The 16,254-nt window shown below is 69.5% G+C and carries 9 protein-coding genes; 3 read left to right on the top strand and 6 right to left on the bottom strand.

Going from position 1 to position 16,254, the window contains the following annotated elements:
• Window positions 1-5: 5 nt before the first annotated feature.
• From brxD to ACFOX0_RS09305, 4 genes are all read right to left on the bottom strand, one after another.
• Window positions 6-1,319, bottom strand: a complete 1,314-nt coding sequence (brxD, locus tag ACFOX0_RS09320; RefSeq protein ID WP_377543621.1) for a BREX system ATP-binding protein BrxD — start codon at window positions 1,317-1,319, stop codon at window positions 6-8.
• Window positions 1,316-4,096, bottom strand: a complete 2,781-nt coding sequence (gene pglZ / locus ACFOX0_RS09315; protein ID WP_377543618.1) for a BREX-2 system phosphatase PglZ — start codon at window positions 4,094-4,096, stop codon at window positions 1,316-1,318. Before pglZ ends, brxD begins: the two co-directional genes overlap by 4 nt.
• Window positions 4,093-7,893: a BREX-2 system ATPase PglY gene (gene pglY, locus ACFOX0_RS09310; protein WP_377543615.1), complete on the bottom strand. Its 3,801-nt coding sequence runs from the start codon at window positions 7,891-7,893 to the stop codon at window positions 4,093-4,095. Before pglY ends, pglZ begins: the two co-directional genes overlap by 4 nt.
• Before the next feature lie 300 nt (window positions 7,894-8,193).
• Complete coding sequence (locus ACFOX0_RS09305) at window positions 8,194-8,772, bottom strand: hypothetical protein (RefSeq protein WP_377543613.1); 579 nt, start codon at window positions 8,770-8,772, stop codon at window positions 8,194-8,196.
• 348 nt (window positions 8,773-9,120) lie between these two features.
• Between ACFOX0_RS09305 and ACFOX0_RS09300 the strand changes: the two genes are divergently transcribed.
• Window positions 9,121-11,625: an ATP-binding protein gene (locus ACFOX0_RS09300; protein WP_377543611.1), complete on the top strand. Its 2,505-nt coding sequence runs from the start codon at window positions 9,121-9,123 to the stop codon at window positions 11,623-11,625.
• Here ACFOX0_RS09300 and ACFOX0_RS09295 read toward each other — a convergent pair.
• Window positions 11,622-12,446, bottom strand: a complete 825-nt coding sequence (locus tag ACFOX0_RS09295) for an ATP cone domain-containing protein (protein ID WP_449288849.1) — start codon at window positions 12,444-12,446, stop codon at window positions 11,622-11,624. The genes ACFOX0_RS09300 and ACFOX0_RS09295 overlap by 4 nt on opposite strands.
• Window positions 12,447-12,790: 344 nt before the next feature.
• On the opposite strand from ACFOX0_RS09295, the gene ACFOX0_RS09290 reads away from it, so the two are divergent.
• Window positions 12,791-13,177, top strand: a complete 387-nt coding sequence (locus tag ACFOX0_RS09290) for a hypothetical protein (RefSeq protein ID WP_377543606.1) — start codon at window positions 12,791-12,793, stop codon at window positions 13,175-13,177.
• 654 nt (window positions 13,178-13,831) lie between these two features.
• Window positions 13,832-14,926 (top strand): hypothetical protein, encoded by a 1,095-nt coding sequence (locus ACFOX0_RS09285; RefSeq protein WP_377543604.1) that lies wholly within the window; start codon window positions 13,832-13,834, stop codon window positions 14,924-14,926.
• A 39-nt stretch (window positions 14,927-14,965) separates the two neighbouring features.
• Here ACFOX0_RS09285 and ACFOX0_RS09280 read toward each other — a convergent pair whose 3' ends face one another.
• Entirely contained in the window at window positions 14,966-15,628 is a 663-nt protein-coding gene (locus ACFOX0_RS09280; RefSeq protein WP_377543602.1) for a hypothetical protein, read from the bottom strand.
• Between the last annotated feature and the right edge of the window lie 626 nt (window positions 15,629-16,254).

Raw genomic sequence — 16,254 nt, 5'->3', positions numbered from 1 at the left:
CTTTCCTAGACGTCGAGCGAGATCTCGTCAGCCCTGGTCGCGTTGCGTTCGACGTCGCTCATCTCTGCGCTGGACAGGGTCAGAGCGTAGTGCCGCCGCGGATCGAAGTCGGGGAACTGGTCGATCCGGTCCAGCACGTCCCCGACCAGTTTCTTGAGGAACAGCCGCGGCGCGATGCCGACCTTGCCGCCCAGACCACCCGCAACCGCCTCGGCGAGTTGCCGGAGGTAACCGTCGTCGGCCAGTGACCGCACGCGGTCGGGTGCGGTCGACCCGGTCACGTACAGGTCCCGGACCCGGCCACCCAACTCGACGAGCGAGTCGACGGTGAAGCCGGGCAGCCGGATCTGCACGGCGCGCGGATTGTCGAACCGTGCCTCGGTGCTGAAGTCGACGGCGAGCCGTTGGGCCAATGGGGCGAGCCGCTGCACGCCCTGCGGCCCGTCGTAGAAGGCCGGAGTGCCGGTGATGACCAGATAGAGACCGGGGAACCGGCCGGAGTGCACCTCGTCGATCAGCTGACGCAGGGCGTTGAGCGCCTTGTCCCGGGCGTCGGAGCGGACCCGCTGCAGGGTCTCCACCTCGTCGAGGACCAGCAACAGCCCGGGGTGGCCGCTGTCGCGCAGGACCGTCAGCAGCCCTTGCAGGAAGCTGAGGGCCGCGAAGTGGTCGAGGTCTCCGCGTACGCCCGCGACCCGGCGGGCCGCGGCCGCGACGTGCGGCTGACCACCGAGCCAGGCGAGCACCGCGTCCGCCGTGGCCGGCTCGCCGGCAGCGGTGGCGGCCCGGTAGCCGCGCAGCGCCGCGGCGAAGGCCGGCGCGGTGCGGCTGACCTCGGTGAGCCGCTGGTCGAGCAGCGTCGCGACGGCCCAATCGAGACCGGCGGCGTCGTCGGCGCGGACCTCCCCCGCAGCCAGCGCATCCTCCTCCAGCGCGTAGAACCAACCGTCCACGACGGGCCGCAGGGCGCTGGGCGGGAAGGCGGAGGTGGCCAGCCGCTCGGTGAGCCGCCGGTACACCGTCTCCAGCTTGTGCAGGGGCGTCTCGTTCTCCGAGATCTGCACCTCGGCGGTGGCCAGGTTCGCTCGTTTCGCCTGTTCGGCGATCCAGCGGGTGAAGAAGGTCTTGCCGGAGCCGTACTCGCCGCGGACGGCCTTGAAGACCGCGCCGCCGGCCGCGACGGTGGCCAGGTCGTCACCGATCGCGGCGGTGAACCGGTCCAGGCCGACGGCGAAGAGGTCCAGGCCGGCGGCCGGTACGGCACCACGACGCAGCGCGTCGAGGACCTCCCGTCGCCGGGCCGGGCTGACGGCGTTCACGACGACGCCTTGGCCGGCAAAAACTGCTCGCGCAGCAGCGTGACGTCCAGCCGGACCGTGCGCCCGTTGTCGATCAGCGACAGCACCGGGTAGTTGTCGACGTTCAGGATGCGCTGCAGCATGTTGGCGAAGCCGCCGGCCCGGGCCGATACCTCACCGGCTCGTTCGGCCAGCACGGCGGCGGGAAGCACGCCCTTGGCGTCGAGCAGCGCCCGCAGCGCCCGTTCCACCTTCCCGACCTCCACCCGCCGGGGGGTCAGGCTGTGCTGCGCGCGGAACAATTCGGTATCGACCAACGCCGACACCAGGTCTTCCGGCTCGGGCGCGGGCGCCGCGACGGGAGCCGGTGTTTCCGGTACGTCGAACAGCGCGGGTCCGGCGTCGACGGCAGCCTTCCGGCGCGACTTCGGCGCGGACCGCGGTGCCGGGGCCGTCGACGGGGTCGCCGCGGCGGGGGGCGCGGCGGCGGTCCACCAGTCCGGCTCCCGCCCCTGCACAGCCGCCCAGCCGGTCGGCGGATCGGTCACGTTCGGCAGCAGGAAGGCCAGCAGCGGGATGGTCACCTCGGCCAGTGCCGCACCGCCGTGGTAGCCGGCCCTGCTCGGCCGGTAGCGCAGCGACGGATCCCACAGGGCGACGATGCGGTTGTCCGGCGCGACGACCCGCGGTCCGGACAACTCGACCTCGCCCTCGCCGGCCGGGCCGGGTCCGGTGCGGTGCCGCGCGGAAGCCGCGTCGGAGACCCGGACGTACGTCCCGTCGCGTTCCAGCACGTGCCCGTGGTCGCTGGTGACCAGCACCGCGCGGCCGGCCGACCGGGCCAGGTCGAGCAGGCTACGTAGGTAGCCGAGGTCACCGAGCTGCCAGCCCGGTTCGTCCCCTTCCCGGCCGTGGGCGAGGGAGTCGTCCACGGTGTTGATGACCACCGCGACCAGGTGTCGCTGGTCGGCCACCGCGTCCGCGAGGTCACGGGCCAGCACCTCGCCGGCCGCACCGCGCGCCGGCCCTTTGTGGAAGATCCGGGCGCCCCGACCCCACCGGCCCTGGTCGAAAAACTGGTTTTCGGTCGCCTGGGTACCGGTCCGCAGTGCGCCGGCGAAGAGCGAGGTGCGCGACACCGCGGTCAGGGTAGGCAGGGCTGCTACCACGCCACGCCGGCGCGCCGGCCCGGAACCAGCCAGCGGGTCGTACTCGACCCAGTGCTGGGAGAGCTCCTCGGCGAGCTCGACGGCGACGGCGGCGCTCATCCCGTCCAGCACGACCAGCAGCACCGGCCCGTCGGCGCGGATCAGCGGCTCGACCACCCGGGGCAGGACGTTCTCGACGGTGAGCAGTCCCCCGTCGTTGCCAGGCCCGGCGGTGGCCCAGCCGGCGAGCCGCGCGGCGAACGCCCGGTCCAACTCGCGACGACGCTGCCGGACCCGCTCGTGGACCTGACCGAACGCCGACTGCAGTCCCGGGTCGACGTCCTCACCGGCCCAGACGTGACCGAGCGCCCGGTCGACCCAGCCCCAGTCGGCGATCTGCCGGTCCACCCCGTCGGCGACGCTGGCCGGTGGTTCGACCGGCGTGCCGAGCCAGCGGACCAGTCGCTGCGCCATCCGTACCCGCCGGACCCGTTCGACCTCGACGTCGGCGAGCCGGTGCCCGAGGAGGTCCTCGACCGCCGTGTCCAACGCCGCGACGGAGGAACCGTCCCGCAGCCCGGCCAGCAGTGCCTCGGCGGCCGCGCCGAGCCGGCGGGCGAATCCGGTACGCAGGATCGGGCTGTGGCCGGCGCTGCCCACCGCCCCGAACTGGACGAGCAACTCCTCGGCCCGGTCCAGGACCGCGGCCGCCCGCCGGTGCGCGCCGGGTTCCCGGTCCCGCCGGTCGTCACCGGGCCGCACCCGCGGTGCGGCGAGCATGGCGGTGACCACCTGGACCGCCGCGTCGGCGAAGCTCCAGATGGTGGCGTCGTCGTCGAGGTTGCCGAAGTACTGGTCGACGCGGCCTCGGGCGCGCACCGCCTCGGCGGCGTCCGTGGTCCAGAGCGCGTCGCAGACCAGGCCGAGCGGCAGCGCGTCGGCGCCGTGCCCGGCCTCGATGAGGGCGAACAGGGCCTTCGCCGGGCGCCGGAACCGGTCCACCAACCACCGACCGAGACCGTCGCGTTCGGCCGGCCGGAGCAGCCCGTACGCCTCGACCGCGCCCGGCTCACCGGTCCAGCGCAGCAGCGCCGGCACGTCGAGGTCGTCCGGGTCTTCGCCGCGCCGGTCCAGCCCGAGGCGTACAGAGGCTAGGTGCCTTAGCGCGACGTCCCGGGTGAGCACCGCGGTGGTGAGCTTGGGCCAGCCACCCGGCGGCATGGCGTCAAGCAGGGCCTCGCCGGCCCACGACTCGTGCTCCAACGCGGTGTCGGGCAGTTGGGCACCGAAGGCGTCCACCACCAGGTCCCACGGTTCGACGGTGATCACCCGCTGCCGGAACACCCGACTGAGTACGCCCGGCCCGAGATCGGATTCCGGGACGTCGGTGAGCAGCACCAACGTCTCCTCGCCGCGCTCGGCGGCGAGCTGTTCCCAGACGGCCAGCGGCGACACGCACGGTACGACCCGGGCCCGGCGCGCCTGGGGCAACAGCAGCACCGGGTCGTGCGTCCAGGTGGGCTCCGCGCGGATCAGCATCACCGGGTACGCCTCACCGTTGCGGTGCCGGTCGAGCTGCTGCGCCACTTTCTGGCCGAGCGCGGCCGGGTTGATCCGCAACGCCTTTGCCGGCGCGGTCGCCTGGGTCACGGCACGATTCTCCAGCTCACCTCGATGGTGGCGCCGGGGTGGTCGGCCGCGAACGCATGCAGGTCCGCGAGGGCCGGATCGAGAGCATCGGAGCTGACCTGCCGTCCACCATGACGACGGCCGCCGCCATCGGCGTCCGTGCCACCGGCACCGGCACCGCCGGTGCCGCCACCGGATCTCGAACCGGGGTCGCCCCCGGTGCTGTCCGAGCCACCGCCACGGCTCGGGTCCGGACCGGAATCGCCTCCAGAGCCACTTCTGGTCACGCGACGAAGCAAGGCCGTCGCGTCGGTCTGGGCGCGGTGCAGGGCCGGCGCGAGTGGCGTGGTCAACTCGTCCGCTCGGGCGGCGCCGCGCAGCGCGGCGAGAATGGCGTTCGCCTCGGCGCCGTACTCGCCGGATGCCAGACCCGCGACGATGTCGAAGTTGTCCCAGGAGGCGGCTGCGAGTGCGGCCGAGACCTGGGCCGCGCTGCTGATGCTGCGGCCGGTCCGGTCGGCTGGTCCGCCGAGGTCGGCGCGGGCCAGCCGCTCGACGATCTCCACGGCTGAACGCCGCTCGTCCAGCGCGGTCAACAGTTCCTTCGCGGCACGTGCGGTGGCGAGCCGACCGCTGGTCGCCCGGTCGTCGAGCCCCAGCTTCGCCGCGTGCGTCTCCAACTGGGAGACCAGTTCCTGGACGGCATCGCGGTGCCGTTTGGCCTCCATGGTCAGGTCCCGCCCGAAAATGGCCAGCAACCGGCCCCTGCGCAGGGCCGCCGGCTGGAAACCGAAGATGGCGACGGACCTGGCGCGGGCGGTTGCCCAGTCGGCCTCGCTGGGCAGGCGTTCCTCGCGCAGCGTGTGGTCGGCGGTTACGCGGCCCGGTTCGGGCGCCGGCACGACCTCGCTGCCGTGCAGGTAGAACGCCCGGTCGGTCTGTTCGGCGAAGGTGGCGACGACGAGCTGGGCGACGATCGGGTCCAGGCCGCGCGCCTTGGGCTGGTCGATCCAGCGGAGCAGGTCGGCGACCCGCAGCTCGCCCTGGATGCCCTCGGCCGCCGCCTTCTGCTGGAAGTGCTGGGTCCACTGCCCCTCGATGACGAAGGCGGCCTCGTGCATGGTGCCGAGCCCGAGGGGGTTGGCGATCCGGCGCATCGTCTGCCGGTACGCCCGCTCGACCTCGACGCGGCCCTCCGGTGACTCGACCGCCCGCCGGACGTGGTCGAGCACGGTCTTCACGTCGGCCGGTCGTACCGGGTCGCCCTTGCGGTCCGGGTCGAAGTCCGGGTGTGCCGGGAACTGCTGGGTGAGCATCTGGTCACCGAGGCTGCGCAGGGCGTCGTTGAAGGTAGCGCCCATCGGCAGCTTCGGCGCCAGTGCCCGGGTCAGCGACTGGAGATGGTCGTCGAAGCCGAGCCGGACGTCGGTGGCCTGCTTGGCGGCCAGCCCGTACGCCTGGCGCAGCACGGATTGCATCTTGGCCAGCAGGGCGCTGCGCTGGTTGGTCAGCGCCCCGTGTGCCCGCCGCCGGTCGTCCGGGTTGAGGTGACCGGCGTGGCTGTCGAAGCGCTGCCCCTCCAGCAGCTTGTCGATGATGACGAGTTTGCCCAGCTCGTTGAGCCGTTCGACGGTGAGCGCCGCGGGAATCCAGCACACGGTTCGGGCGGTGGTCCGGGTGATCAGGTCCTGCACCCGCTGCCGGTCGTCGGCCGGTCCGTGGCTGCCGTCGTCGAACGGGTAGTCGACGATCAGCCGCCAACCGGCCGGGTCGGCGGGCTGGAACGCCTCGTCCCGGATGTCGCCCGCGTCCCGCACGTTGCCGTAGACGAGTTCGATGCCGCGCCGGCTGCCCCGCCAGGTGAGGGCGGCCTCGGCGAAGAACGAATCGGTCCACGGCACGCCGAGCTGCTGCCACAGCAACCGCTGGACCAGGTGCTTGCGGGCGCCCTCGTTGTCGTAGTGCTTGGCGGTGGCCAGCACGCTGTCCACGTCGACGCCGACCAGTTCCAGCGACACCACCGGGTCGTCGCCCTCACCGATCCGGATCTCGGCGAACTGGCCGGCCCAGTCGGCCAGCTTGCGGCTGACCTGGGCGACCTCCCCGCCGGGGATCGGACTGGTGATGCTGCCGTGGTTGAGCGCGGAGAGCCGGCGGGCGGTCAGGTTGCGCAGCGCCGGCACGCTGGGCGCCAGCGCGGCCAGCAGCAACGTCTTGATCAACCGGTCGTCGCCGGTGAAGGCCCGGATCCGGCCCGCCACGTCGGCCGGCAGCGCGCCACCCCGGCGCGCGGTCTCCAGGTCGTCGTCTGTGAGGCTGTACTGACCGAGCAGGTGCGGGCGCAGCTTGAGGGCGTACAGCTTCTGGGCCATCTCGAACTCGGCCTTGAGCTTCTCGGTGAACGGCTGGTCGCCGCCGCCGCTGATCACGTCGTAGAGGTCACCCAGCGGCACCAGCTGGCCCAGGCGCAGGGTCTCCCGGCGGTCGACCAGGAGCTGACGCATCAGCTTCAACGCGGTACGGGAACGCTGCAGCGCGCTGGAGACGTGCACCAGGGTGGCGAGGAACGCCGGGCTGAACGGGTACGTCGACCGGAACGCGTCGATGTCGGCGCCTGTGCCGGAGTCCGCGCCCATCAGGGTGTCGAACACCTCCCGGCGTACCTTGGTGGTGGTGTCGAAGGCCTTGCCGATCGCCGCGGCGGCCGTGGGAGTCAGGGGTTTGAGCAGGCGGCGGCGGGCGATCTCGGGCAGGTTGCGGTCCTCGAGCTGGATCACGTCGAACCGGCCGCTGGCCAGGTTGAGGGTGTCCTGGTAGCCGAGTTCCTGCGCGCCCGCGACGTCCTCGCCGACGAGTTCGCGCAGGTCGCGCTGGCGGGCGATGAAGCTGACCACCGGGATCGGCCGGCGGGTGTCGCCGCCCTCGACGAAGTTGGTGATCTTCTGGATCTCCCGGGAGACGAACTGCTGGTCGCCGATCGAGTTGGCCAGCCAGAGGATCAGCTCGTCGAGGAAGAGGATCAGGCCGTGGTAGCCGAGTTCTTTGGCGTGCCGGCTGATCTCGGTCAGGCCGCGGTCGAGCGAGACGAACGCCTCGGCGTCCTCCCGGGCGTTGCTGAAGAAGCCCTTGTTCCAGCTGACCAGCAGGTCATTGACGAGCTTGCGGCGCAACTCGTCGGAGTAGTCGCCGGCGAACGCCCGGTCGAGCCGCTCGGTGTTCCAGAAGGTCTCGCTGTCGCCCCACTCGTCCTCGGCGTCGCCGCCGGGCAGCCCGTCGATGAACTGTTTGTCGCCTATCTTGTCCCGCAGGTCGGCCGCCTGCTCCAGCAGCGAGTCGGTGCGGTGCACGGCAGGGATCGGCGCGTCCGGGTGCAGGGCGCGGACCCGGTCGACGTAGCCGCCGAGCACCCGCTGCTCCAGCGACCGGGCGTCGAGCAGGTGGTACGGCACGAGCAGGAACTTGCGCCCGTCCAGCCAGACGCTGTGCTTGGCGACCAGCGGGGCCAGCTCGTCGCGGCCCCGGGCGGCCGGCTCGCCACGCAGCAGGGCGTGCAGCACGGCCATGAAGTGCGACTTGCCGGAACCGAACGATCCGTGCAGGTACGCCGCCTTGGACGCCTGCCCCTCGACCGCGGAGCGGATCAGCCCGAGCGCCTCATCGAAGTTGCCCACCAGCCGGTCGGTGATGACGTACTCGCGCAGGGTGGCGTCGGCGTCGGTGACGCTGTCGGCAAGCTTGAGCACGAAGTCACTGGTGCTGGTGCGCTCCGGGATGTCGATGAACTCCCTGAGCAGCGGCGGGGCGGTGGGCTGGGACATAGTCACCACCGTATCGGTAGCGCTCCGTCGGCGTTAAGCGACAACCCGGTTAGGTGGGCTGACCGGTCGGAGTCCGAAGCCACCCCCCAAGTCGCCCATATCGCCACGGCTGGTACGGACCCACGGTCTGGAGGACCATCCATCCCGGCCGGTTCGGGGATGGATTTCGACCAACGTCTGGGAATGATGAGCGGATGCGGATGAACGCGAGGTCTCCCATGAATTCTTCGCTGACGACCGCCCGGCGCGCCGCCGAGTCTCCCCGGCGGCGCGGTGTCACCGCCGGGGAGACGTCGAATCTCAGAACAGCAGGGCGATCTCCGGCGGCAGCAGGAATGCCTTTTGTTCCGGGAATCGTCGCCCGCCGAAATGATGCAGCATGGCGCAATTCTGTCCACGCGTCTCGGTGGTCATCGCCCAGCCGGCCAGCGGGGAATACATCGAATAGTGCGACCGCCACGCCGCTTCCTCACCGTCGGCATCGAACGCGCGCCCGATCGCCGCGTGGCCGAATGCGTCGTGCACGGCTCGGAACATGTCGTTCTCCTCGTCGCTCAGAAGTGGGTGCGCGGAGCCCGATGCGGCGGTCGAATACACCCATAGCAGCCGTCGGCGACGGAGGTCCCGCGCCATGCTGGAAGCGTCCGGATACGGGTCCGAACTGGACACCCGCACCTCGACACCGAGGCCGCCGCGACGAACCGGGGCGGTCAACAGATCGAACTGGCGCGCCGTCTCGGCGGCGAAGGCGTGGTACGCCGGCCGGGCCCGGTCGTCGAGCACCGGACCGGCCATATAGGCCGCAGCGATCCGGCGGCCTCTTTCCCGATCAGCGGAGACAGTGGAGTAGTCGGTCTCGTCCGGCGCGGCGCCGAGCATCCCCCGGTACCGCGCATGGCCCTCGCGAACAAAGCCGACGGGTTCGTAGTCCCGCGGCAATCAGTTCGACGTCCCCCACGGCAGGTCCTTGCGCGCCTCGGCCTTGCTATAATGCAGCTCCGTGCGCAGCCTGTCGGCGAGGTCCCGCAGCTCTCGCTCTCTTTCCTCGGCGGCGAACTTCTCCCACTTGCCAACGAGCCTGATCCGTCCTTTTCTGGGCATGGTGCAGCAGTCCCCTTCCGGTTCTGAGGATCGGCCCCCAATCGGGCCGTGCGGAGAGCACACCAATTCCGGACTGGACGGAACGAGTTCCCTGGAAGGCGCTGTAAGGCGCTGTAAGGACGAAAGATGGTCCGTAAGTACGAGGCCCAGATCAAGCAGTTCGCCGAAGAGTTCCGGCGCGTTGTCGATCGAGGCTCGCTGTCGGTCGCGGCAGTGGCGAAAGAGCTCAAGGTGGCCGCCAGCACCGTCTACGCCTACCGTGACGGGTCGGTCCTACCGCCTGCCGACCGCATCGACACGATCCTTGACGTCCTGACGACAGACGCCGCCAGCAAGGAGCGCCTGCGGGCGCTCTTCGAGGCGGCCAAGTACGGCCCGCCCGTCTTCGACGGTCCGGCGAACCTGCCGATGCGTCCCACGCCGTTCGTCGGCCGCACCGCCGAGATGGGCCAGCTCAGCGAGTGGGCGGGCGGATCCGTGCCGGTTATCCTCTCGGCCGTCGCGGGAACGGCCGGGGTGGGTAAGACGGCACTCGCGGTGAACTGGGCGTACGAGCACCCCGACCGGTTTCCCGACGGACAGTTCTACCTGGACCTACGCGGGTACGACCCGACCAACCAACCGATGCCGGCCGGGGAAGCGCTCGGCGTCCTGCTGCGTGCCCTGCAGGTCGAGGAGATCCCGCTGACCGAGGCCGAACGGTTGTCCGCCTATCGGACGGCAACCGCGCGGCGGCGCCTGTTGATCCTGCTCGACAACGCTTCATCAGCGCAGCAGGTGCGGCCGTTGCTGCCCGGCGGCTCCGGTTGCTTCGTGATCGTGACGAGCCGGGACGCGCTCGCCGGGCTCGCCGCGCGGGACGGGGCGCAGAGGATCTTTCTGGAGGTGCTGACGTCGGACGAGGCGCTCATGCTGTTACGGGAGATCATCGGCGCCGAGCGGGTCGACAGCGACCCGGCCGCGGCGGCTCAGATCGTGCAGCGGTGTGCCCGGCTGCCGTTGGCGCTGCGAGTGGCCGCCGAGGTGGTGAGCGCCAGGCCGTTGCTGAGTCTTGCCGACCTGGCCGAGGAACTGGCCGAGGCACAGCGCCCTCTCGACCAGTTGGAGATCAGGGATGATCCGCAGGCCAGTTGCCGTTCCGTCTTCTCCTGGTCGTACGGCCACCTGCCGATCGAGTTACAGAGAGCGTTCAGGTTGTTGGGCCTGAGCCCTGGCGCCCAGCACGACGCGTGGGACCTCGCCGCGCTGGCCGACCTGGAACGGGTCGTCGCGGGCGGGACTCTCTGGGCTCTCGCCCGGGCGTCGCTGCTGCAGGAGCGGCAACCGCGCCGCTTCGAGATGCATGTGCTGCTCCGCATGTACGGGCGGGAACTCGCCGAGCAGGAGGACTCCGCGCAGGACCGCGTCACATCCGTCCAACGCCTCGCCGACCACTACGCCGCCTCGTCCGCGGCGGCTGCCGTCGCGATCTTCGGCGAACGCGTACGGGCGAACATCGGGGCGGTGCCGGACCGCGAGGTGCCCCCGTTCCCCGATCGGCCGGCGGCCCTGGCCTGGATGGCGGCCGAACATTCGAACGTGGTCGCGGCCTGCCACCGGGCCGACGCCTTCGAGTTGGGCGAGCGGGTGCTCCGCCTGTCCGAGACCATGAACCGGTACCTCAGTTCACAGGGCCTCTGGCCGTCGATCCGGATCGTGCACGAGGCCGCCCTGGCGACCGCCGGGAACCCCACGGACCGCGCGGATGTCCTTCATCGCCTGGCGGTGATGCACATGAACCTCGGCGAGAACGCCCGCGCGTTGGAACTCTCCGACGAGGTGATCGCGACGCGGCGTGTCGCGGGGGACCTCCGCGGGGAGGCCGCGGCCCTGGGCAACCGGGGCCTGTCGCTCGATCGGCTCGGTCGTTACCGGGAGGCGCTGGACCACCACCGGAAGGCCCTGGAACTGGCCCTGCGGTCCGACCACCGCAGCAGCATCGCGGATGGTCTCGGCAATATCGGCAACACTCTTGACGCGCTCGGTCTGCACCAGGAGGCGCTGACCAGTCTGCGGGATGCGCTGACCCGATACACCGACGCCGGCGACGAGCACGGCCGGGCGCGAACGCTCAACAACATGGGTGTCATCAGCTACCGGTTGGCCGACTGGGAGGGGGCATTGCACCATTTCCGCTCGAGTCTCGCTCTGAAACAGGCGCTCGGGGACCGAACCAACGAGGGCAGCTCGCGCGGGAACGTCGGGCTCTGCCTCGCCCGGCTGGGCAGGTACGAGGCCGCACTGGCCGAGCTGACCAAGGCCGACGAGATCGCGCGGGAAGCCGGGGACGTAAACCACCGAGCCATGGTCTTGAGCAATCTCAGCAGCGTACGTGCCGAAATGGGTGACTTCGCGGGCGCTGTCGCCGGGCACCAGGAGGCCCTGGCGATCAGCGAAGAGGCGAACGACCGGGGGGTGATGGCGGAGATCTCCAACGACCTTGGCGAGACCCTGACCAAGGCGGGCCGGCCACACGATGCGATCGCGCTGCTTCAGCGCGCGGAGCAGCTGGCCACCGAATCGGGCGATCGTTTCCAGCTCGAGCGCGCCCAACGGGGTCTGGCCAAGGCGCGACTCGCGCTGGAGGGCTAACCGGCGCTTTCCAGCAGGGCCGTCGCGTCGAGCCAGTAGTCGTCCACCGAGCGGTAACCCTTGACCGCCGCCGCGTAGCGCAGGTAGGCAATCGGGTCGATCGCACGCAACGCGTGGATCGCCTCGGCGCCGATCTGCTGTGAGGTGACCACCCCCTGGCCGGCGAGCCGCGTCCCGACCTCGTCGGTAACCCGGCGGGCCAACTGGTCGACCTCGGCGGGGGTGCCGCGGCCGGCGGCTGCCTGGCGCACGCCGGCCAGGATCTTGCCCGGTTGGAACGTCTCGGTCCGGCCGTCCCGCTTGATGACACTGGTGGGCCCCTCGGGCGCCGCCGTCACGCGAGGAGACCCGTACTCCTGGTCAAGCCAGCGGACGAAGGCGGCGATGTCCCGGAACCCGCCGGGGTAGACGCGGCTACCGAGAAACACCATGGCATACCGGATCCGCACCACGTCCACGGCGGCCGTGTCGCCGCGCAGTTGCTCCATGACCAGCTTGCCGATGTCACGGCTGTGCACCGGGACATCGGGCGCGTCCGGCTGCAGAACCTGGACCACCCGGTCGACGAAGGTCTTGACGTCAGCCGGCGACAGCGGCGTGCCGCCCGCCGCTGTCCGGATGCTCTCGGCGATTTTCGCTCGGACGAAACGCTCCACTGTGTCGTTCCGTTTCCGCACCTTCATCCACTCGGCACTGATCCGTTCGGCGGTCGTGTGGGTGCGGGTGCACTTGTCACACCGGCGTTTGCGGACCCGCTCGCCCTCGCACATCCGACTGTCCACGACCTTTGTTGTCTCACTGCCACAGAAGGGACACAGCATGTGACAGAGCTTAGGCGCAGTGGCACGGCGGGAGAGCGTCGCGATGCTCAGCGTGACGGCTCGGCCACCAAGATATGACCGATCAGCGACCCACCGCCGGGTCGGGCGGCCCAGATGTTCTCGTACGACGGCGTGATGCCCCGTCGGTCCCGAGGTTCCCTAGTGGTGGGTCGACCGGCCGGCCAGTTCCGTCGAGTCTGTCCATAGCCCATGGCCGACGCGCGGGGAAGACTGGCGGAGGACCCGTGGGCTGTGCACGTGTCAGGGCTTACGGGCCGTGACGCATATCGTTCACTGATGAGAGGCATCTGATGGGTCAGAAGAGTGCGGAGATCCGGACTCGAATGAGCGTCAAGGACTGCGCGGCGGTTTTCCAGGAGGCCGCGGCGGCCGCCCGTGGCTTCGGCGCCGCCCTCGGCGGTTTCGCCGCCCGAGTCAACAGAAAAGACAACAGCGGGTTCTTCACGCCGACGGACAATTCCCCGTTCTCGTCACTCGACGACGACAAGCCCGCCTTCGCCGTCGGGGTCGGCATCCCGAAGTTCAATGCCGGCGCCCAGGGGAACGTCGGGACGTTGCACATGTACGTGTGGGACCGCGGAGACTTCCGGGAGGTGCAGCTGTTCTCACCGCACGGACTCGGCGGCGGTATGCACTCGGCGAAGCTGATCCGCAAGGCCATCGACACCTTTCGCGCCGCGGACCAGTCCGCAAAGATCACCTCCGACTGACCCGCCGGGCGTAGAGCCTGCGGTGATGCCGCCCGTGCTGTGAAATAGAGAGGACTACCCTTGGGAGACATCGACATGGGGCCAGCAGGTCCCGCCTGCGACGCTTGCGGCAAGGGCGAAGCAGAGGGTTGCGGGTCATCCATGAGGCATGTCGAGCTGGTATCCGGTGACCGGCCTGTCTGGCTTCCGGAGAATTTCCGCCGCCAGGCCCAGGGCGAGTTCACGTGGCTGTGCCCTCGCTGCAACTCGTATCCGGCAATGAAATGGTCGAAGGACCACGGAGCCTGGGCCGGTCTGTGCATTCATCTAGGCAAGGCGCACGACGCGGGCCGCCTCCGGGGAGTAGCGGCGGGCATGGCCGGATCCCGGTTCGAGATGATCCCCCTGACCCACCCCCGGTGAAATCAGTTCGGCAACGATGATCCACATTTGATGGGAGCGACAATGGGCTGCGCATGTATCAAGGCAGGACGGTCGAAGTGCGCCTGGTGCAAGGAGGCCGAGAAAATGGGAAGGCCGAAGTCGGGACACAACTGCCAGTGGGGTAGGTGCTCCTGACTGATTCGTCCGCCGGACGGGAGCGCGGAGACACTCGACTCCGTGCTCCCGCCGGCCTCGTCCATGTCCGGGTTTCGGCGATACGGGAGCCTGTCGATGCTGGAAGTGATGCTCTGCGGTGCGTCCGACACCGCCAACGTCCGCGAGAACTTCGTCAAGGTGGTGACCGATTTCGGTGGCCAACCATGGCACTACCTGGCCGGGCACGTGTTACACCTGAACTCGGCCGGGGCCAGTTGGCGGGACAACTCCATCTCCACAGTCCAGCAGGCCGACCTCTGCGTGTTCGTGATCGTGGAGAACTATGGCGAGATCACGTGGAAGACCGAGCTGCACGAGGCGTTGGTCTCCGGCAAACCGTTCGTGGTCCTGTGCCTGGACCGCACTTACCAGACCTATCTGACTCTCATCAAGGACGTCGATGACCTGTCGGCGGTGACCGACAAGGGCAAGCAGAACCTCGTGAGAGTCCTGCAGGAGCTGGAGACCGAACGCCAGTTGACGATTGTCCCCTTCAGTTACGGCCTCTTCGAGGCGGCGCTCCGCCGGCAACTGGCCACGCTCTTCGCCCAGTCGTTGCGTCTGCTCGGGGACCGGCACCGGCGCACAGCCGTCGCACGCATGTTCACCGACCCCGCCCGGTTGACGCTGTCGGACCTCGACCTGACCCGCCAGACGGCCATCGACGAACTCGAGGACAAGACGGTTCGTAAACAGGCCGTACGCGCCCTGGCCGCCCGGGCCGCGGCCGACGAGGAGACCATCCTCACCCTGCTGTCGAGCGCCGAGCAGGGCGTCCAACGGCTGGCCGTACAGTTGCTGCCGACGTTGTATGTGAGGCGACCTGCCGAGCCCGACTTCTTCGAGCACTGCGTCGCACTGGCCAATCATTCGGACGACGTCGGCCTCGCCCGCCGCCTGATCCCGTCCCTGTTGGACATCGACCTCGGCGTCGCCGTCGACGCGATCTCCGAACTCGACCTGGTCGAGGTGGGGGCCCGCCGCAGGCTGGCGGATCTCCTCGAACGTCACGAGGCAGCAATCCTCGCCGCCGGCCTGCAGGACGCCGTCCGAGCCCTGCTGGCACGCTGCCTGGACGCCTCGAAAGAGTCCGACTGGAAGACCCGCTGCCGCGACTTCGCCGGGCGACTGGCTCTCGGCAGGCCGACCGACGCGAGCGCCGGACCCTGAGGCGACATCGCCCGGACCAGTGCCTGGAGATCAGGACTCTCAGATCCTGGGTCGAGGCAGCGGAATGTAGTGTTCGAGTTCCGGATCCACCCAGAACGGCGGCACCTGCAGCGCCAGGCCCATGTCCATGTACAGCTCGTACATCGTGCCTGCGTTCTTCCAGACCCAACGGCCGCGGGTCGGGTCCTCGTCGCTACGCCGCGCGTCGATGACCCCGACGAACGTCCCGTCGTCCGACCAACCCACGTGGACCGTGTTCGAGTCGTGCGCCGCCGTGAGCTGCGCGACGCGGCGAACCTCGCCCCGGGCGAGCTGGGTGATGCACGTGTCGTCCGGCGGCGGCGGCTCCAACCGGGTGAGCCAGTTGTCGATGCTGCCCCCGTGCGAAAGCCAGAACAACCATTCGTACGTCCGCAGCCGCTGCGGCGGAACACCGTGTTGTCGCAGGAACGTCACGGCACCGTCGAGGATGACCCGCGCGGTCTCCTCCTCGAAGTCCGAGTCGATCACCTCCGCCACGAGCCGGCTGGCGCCGTAGGCCGCCCACCCACCGACCGGTGTCACGGTCTCCGCCACCGCGGTCAGGAAGCCGTCCCGGTTCGACTGGGCCACCGGCAACATCGAGCCGACCATCGGCCACACCTGGCTCGAGTCGATCCCACTCGCGTCACCCAGCATTTCGTAGCGTGCGAAGTCCTCCATCCGGCGCACGATGTCGCGAGGCAGCAGGGCACTCCTCGACCTGTGCCAGCCGACGAACTCCATCGCCGCTCACCACCCTCTCCGCGGAGTCACGTGACTTGCTTCCAAGACGACACGCGTCGTCAATTTCGCCGTAGCCGCTCTACTGGGCCCAAGCACTACGAATGGTTGTGCTTCCCAGCCCCCGGTCGACCACCGACACCTCGGCAGGTCTTGCACGTCTCGTCGACGTAGTACGCAATGCCACGATCCATCTTCGTCGTGCGCACCACCCCTGTCCCTCGGCAGGTCCCGCACTTGAAGCAATTGTCGCAGTTGGGATTGTAACCAGGCATGCTTCCTCCTCCGGTTTCTGATTGTCTTCGAAACAGACTTCACTGCCTGAGAAACACTTTGGCAGTTACCTCTTCAACCCGGTAGTCGGCTCTTCGGGGGACAACCGATTTACCGTCCATACACACCTGTACGGACAGTTTTGATGCCAGAATCCGACTTTAACGGCTCACCGAAGTTGATGGGGGTCGGCTGAGGCCGTCAGTCTGTCCAGGGTGGACCCCGGCGTGAGGGTGCCCGTGGCTCCTGGTTGATCATCTTGTTGTCGAAGCAAGGTTGATCACAACAGAAGA

This window comes from Micromonospora zhanjiangensis, assembly GCF_042650605.1.
GTDB classification, from domain to species: domain Bacteria; phylum Actinomycetota; class Actinomycetes; order Mycobacteriales; family Micromonosporaceae; genus Micromonospora_J; species Micromonospora_J zhanjiangensis.
This window is presented reverse-complemented; position numbering and strand designations above follow the sequence as displayed.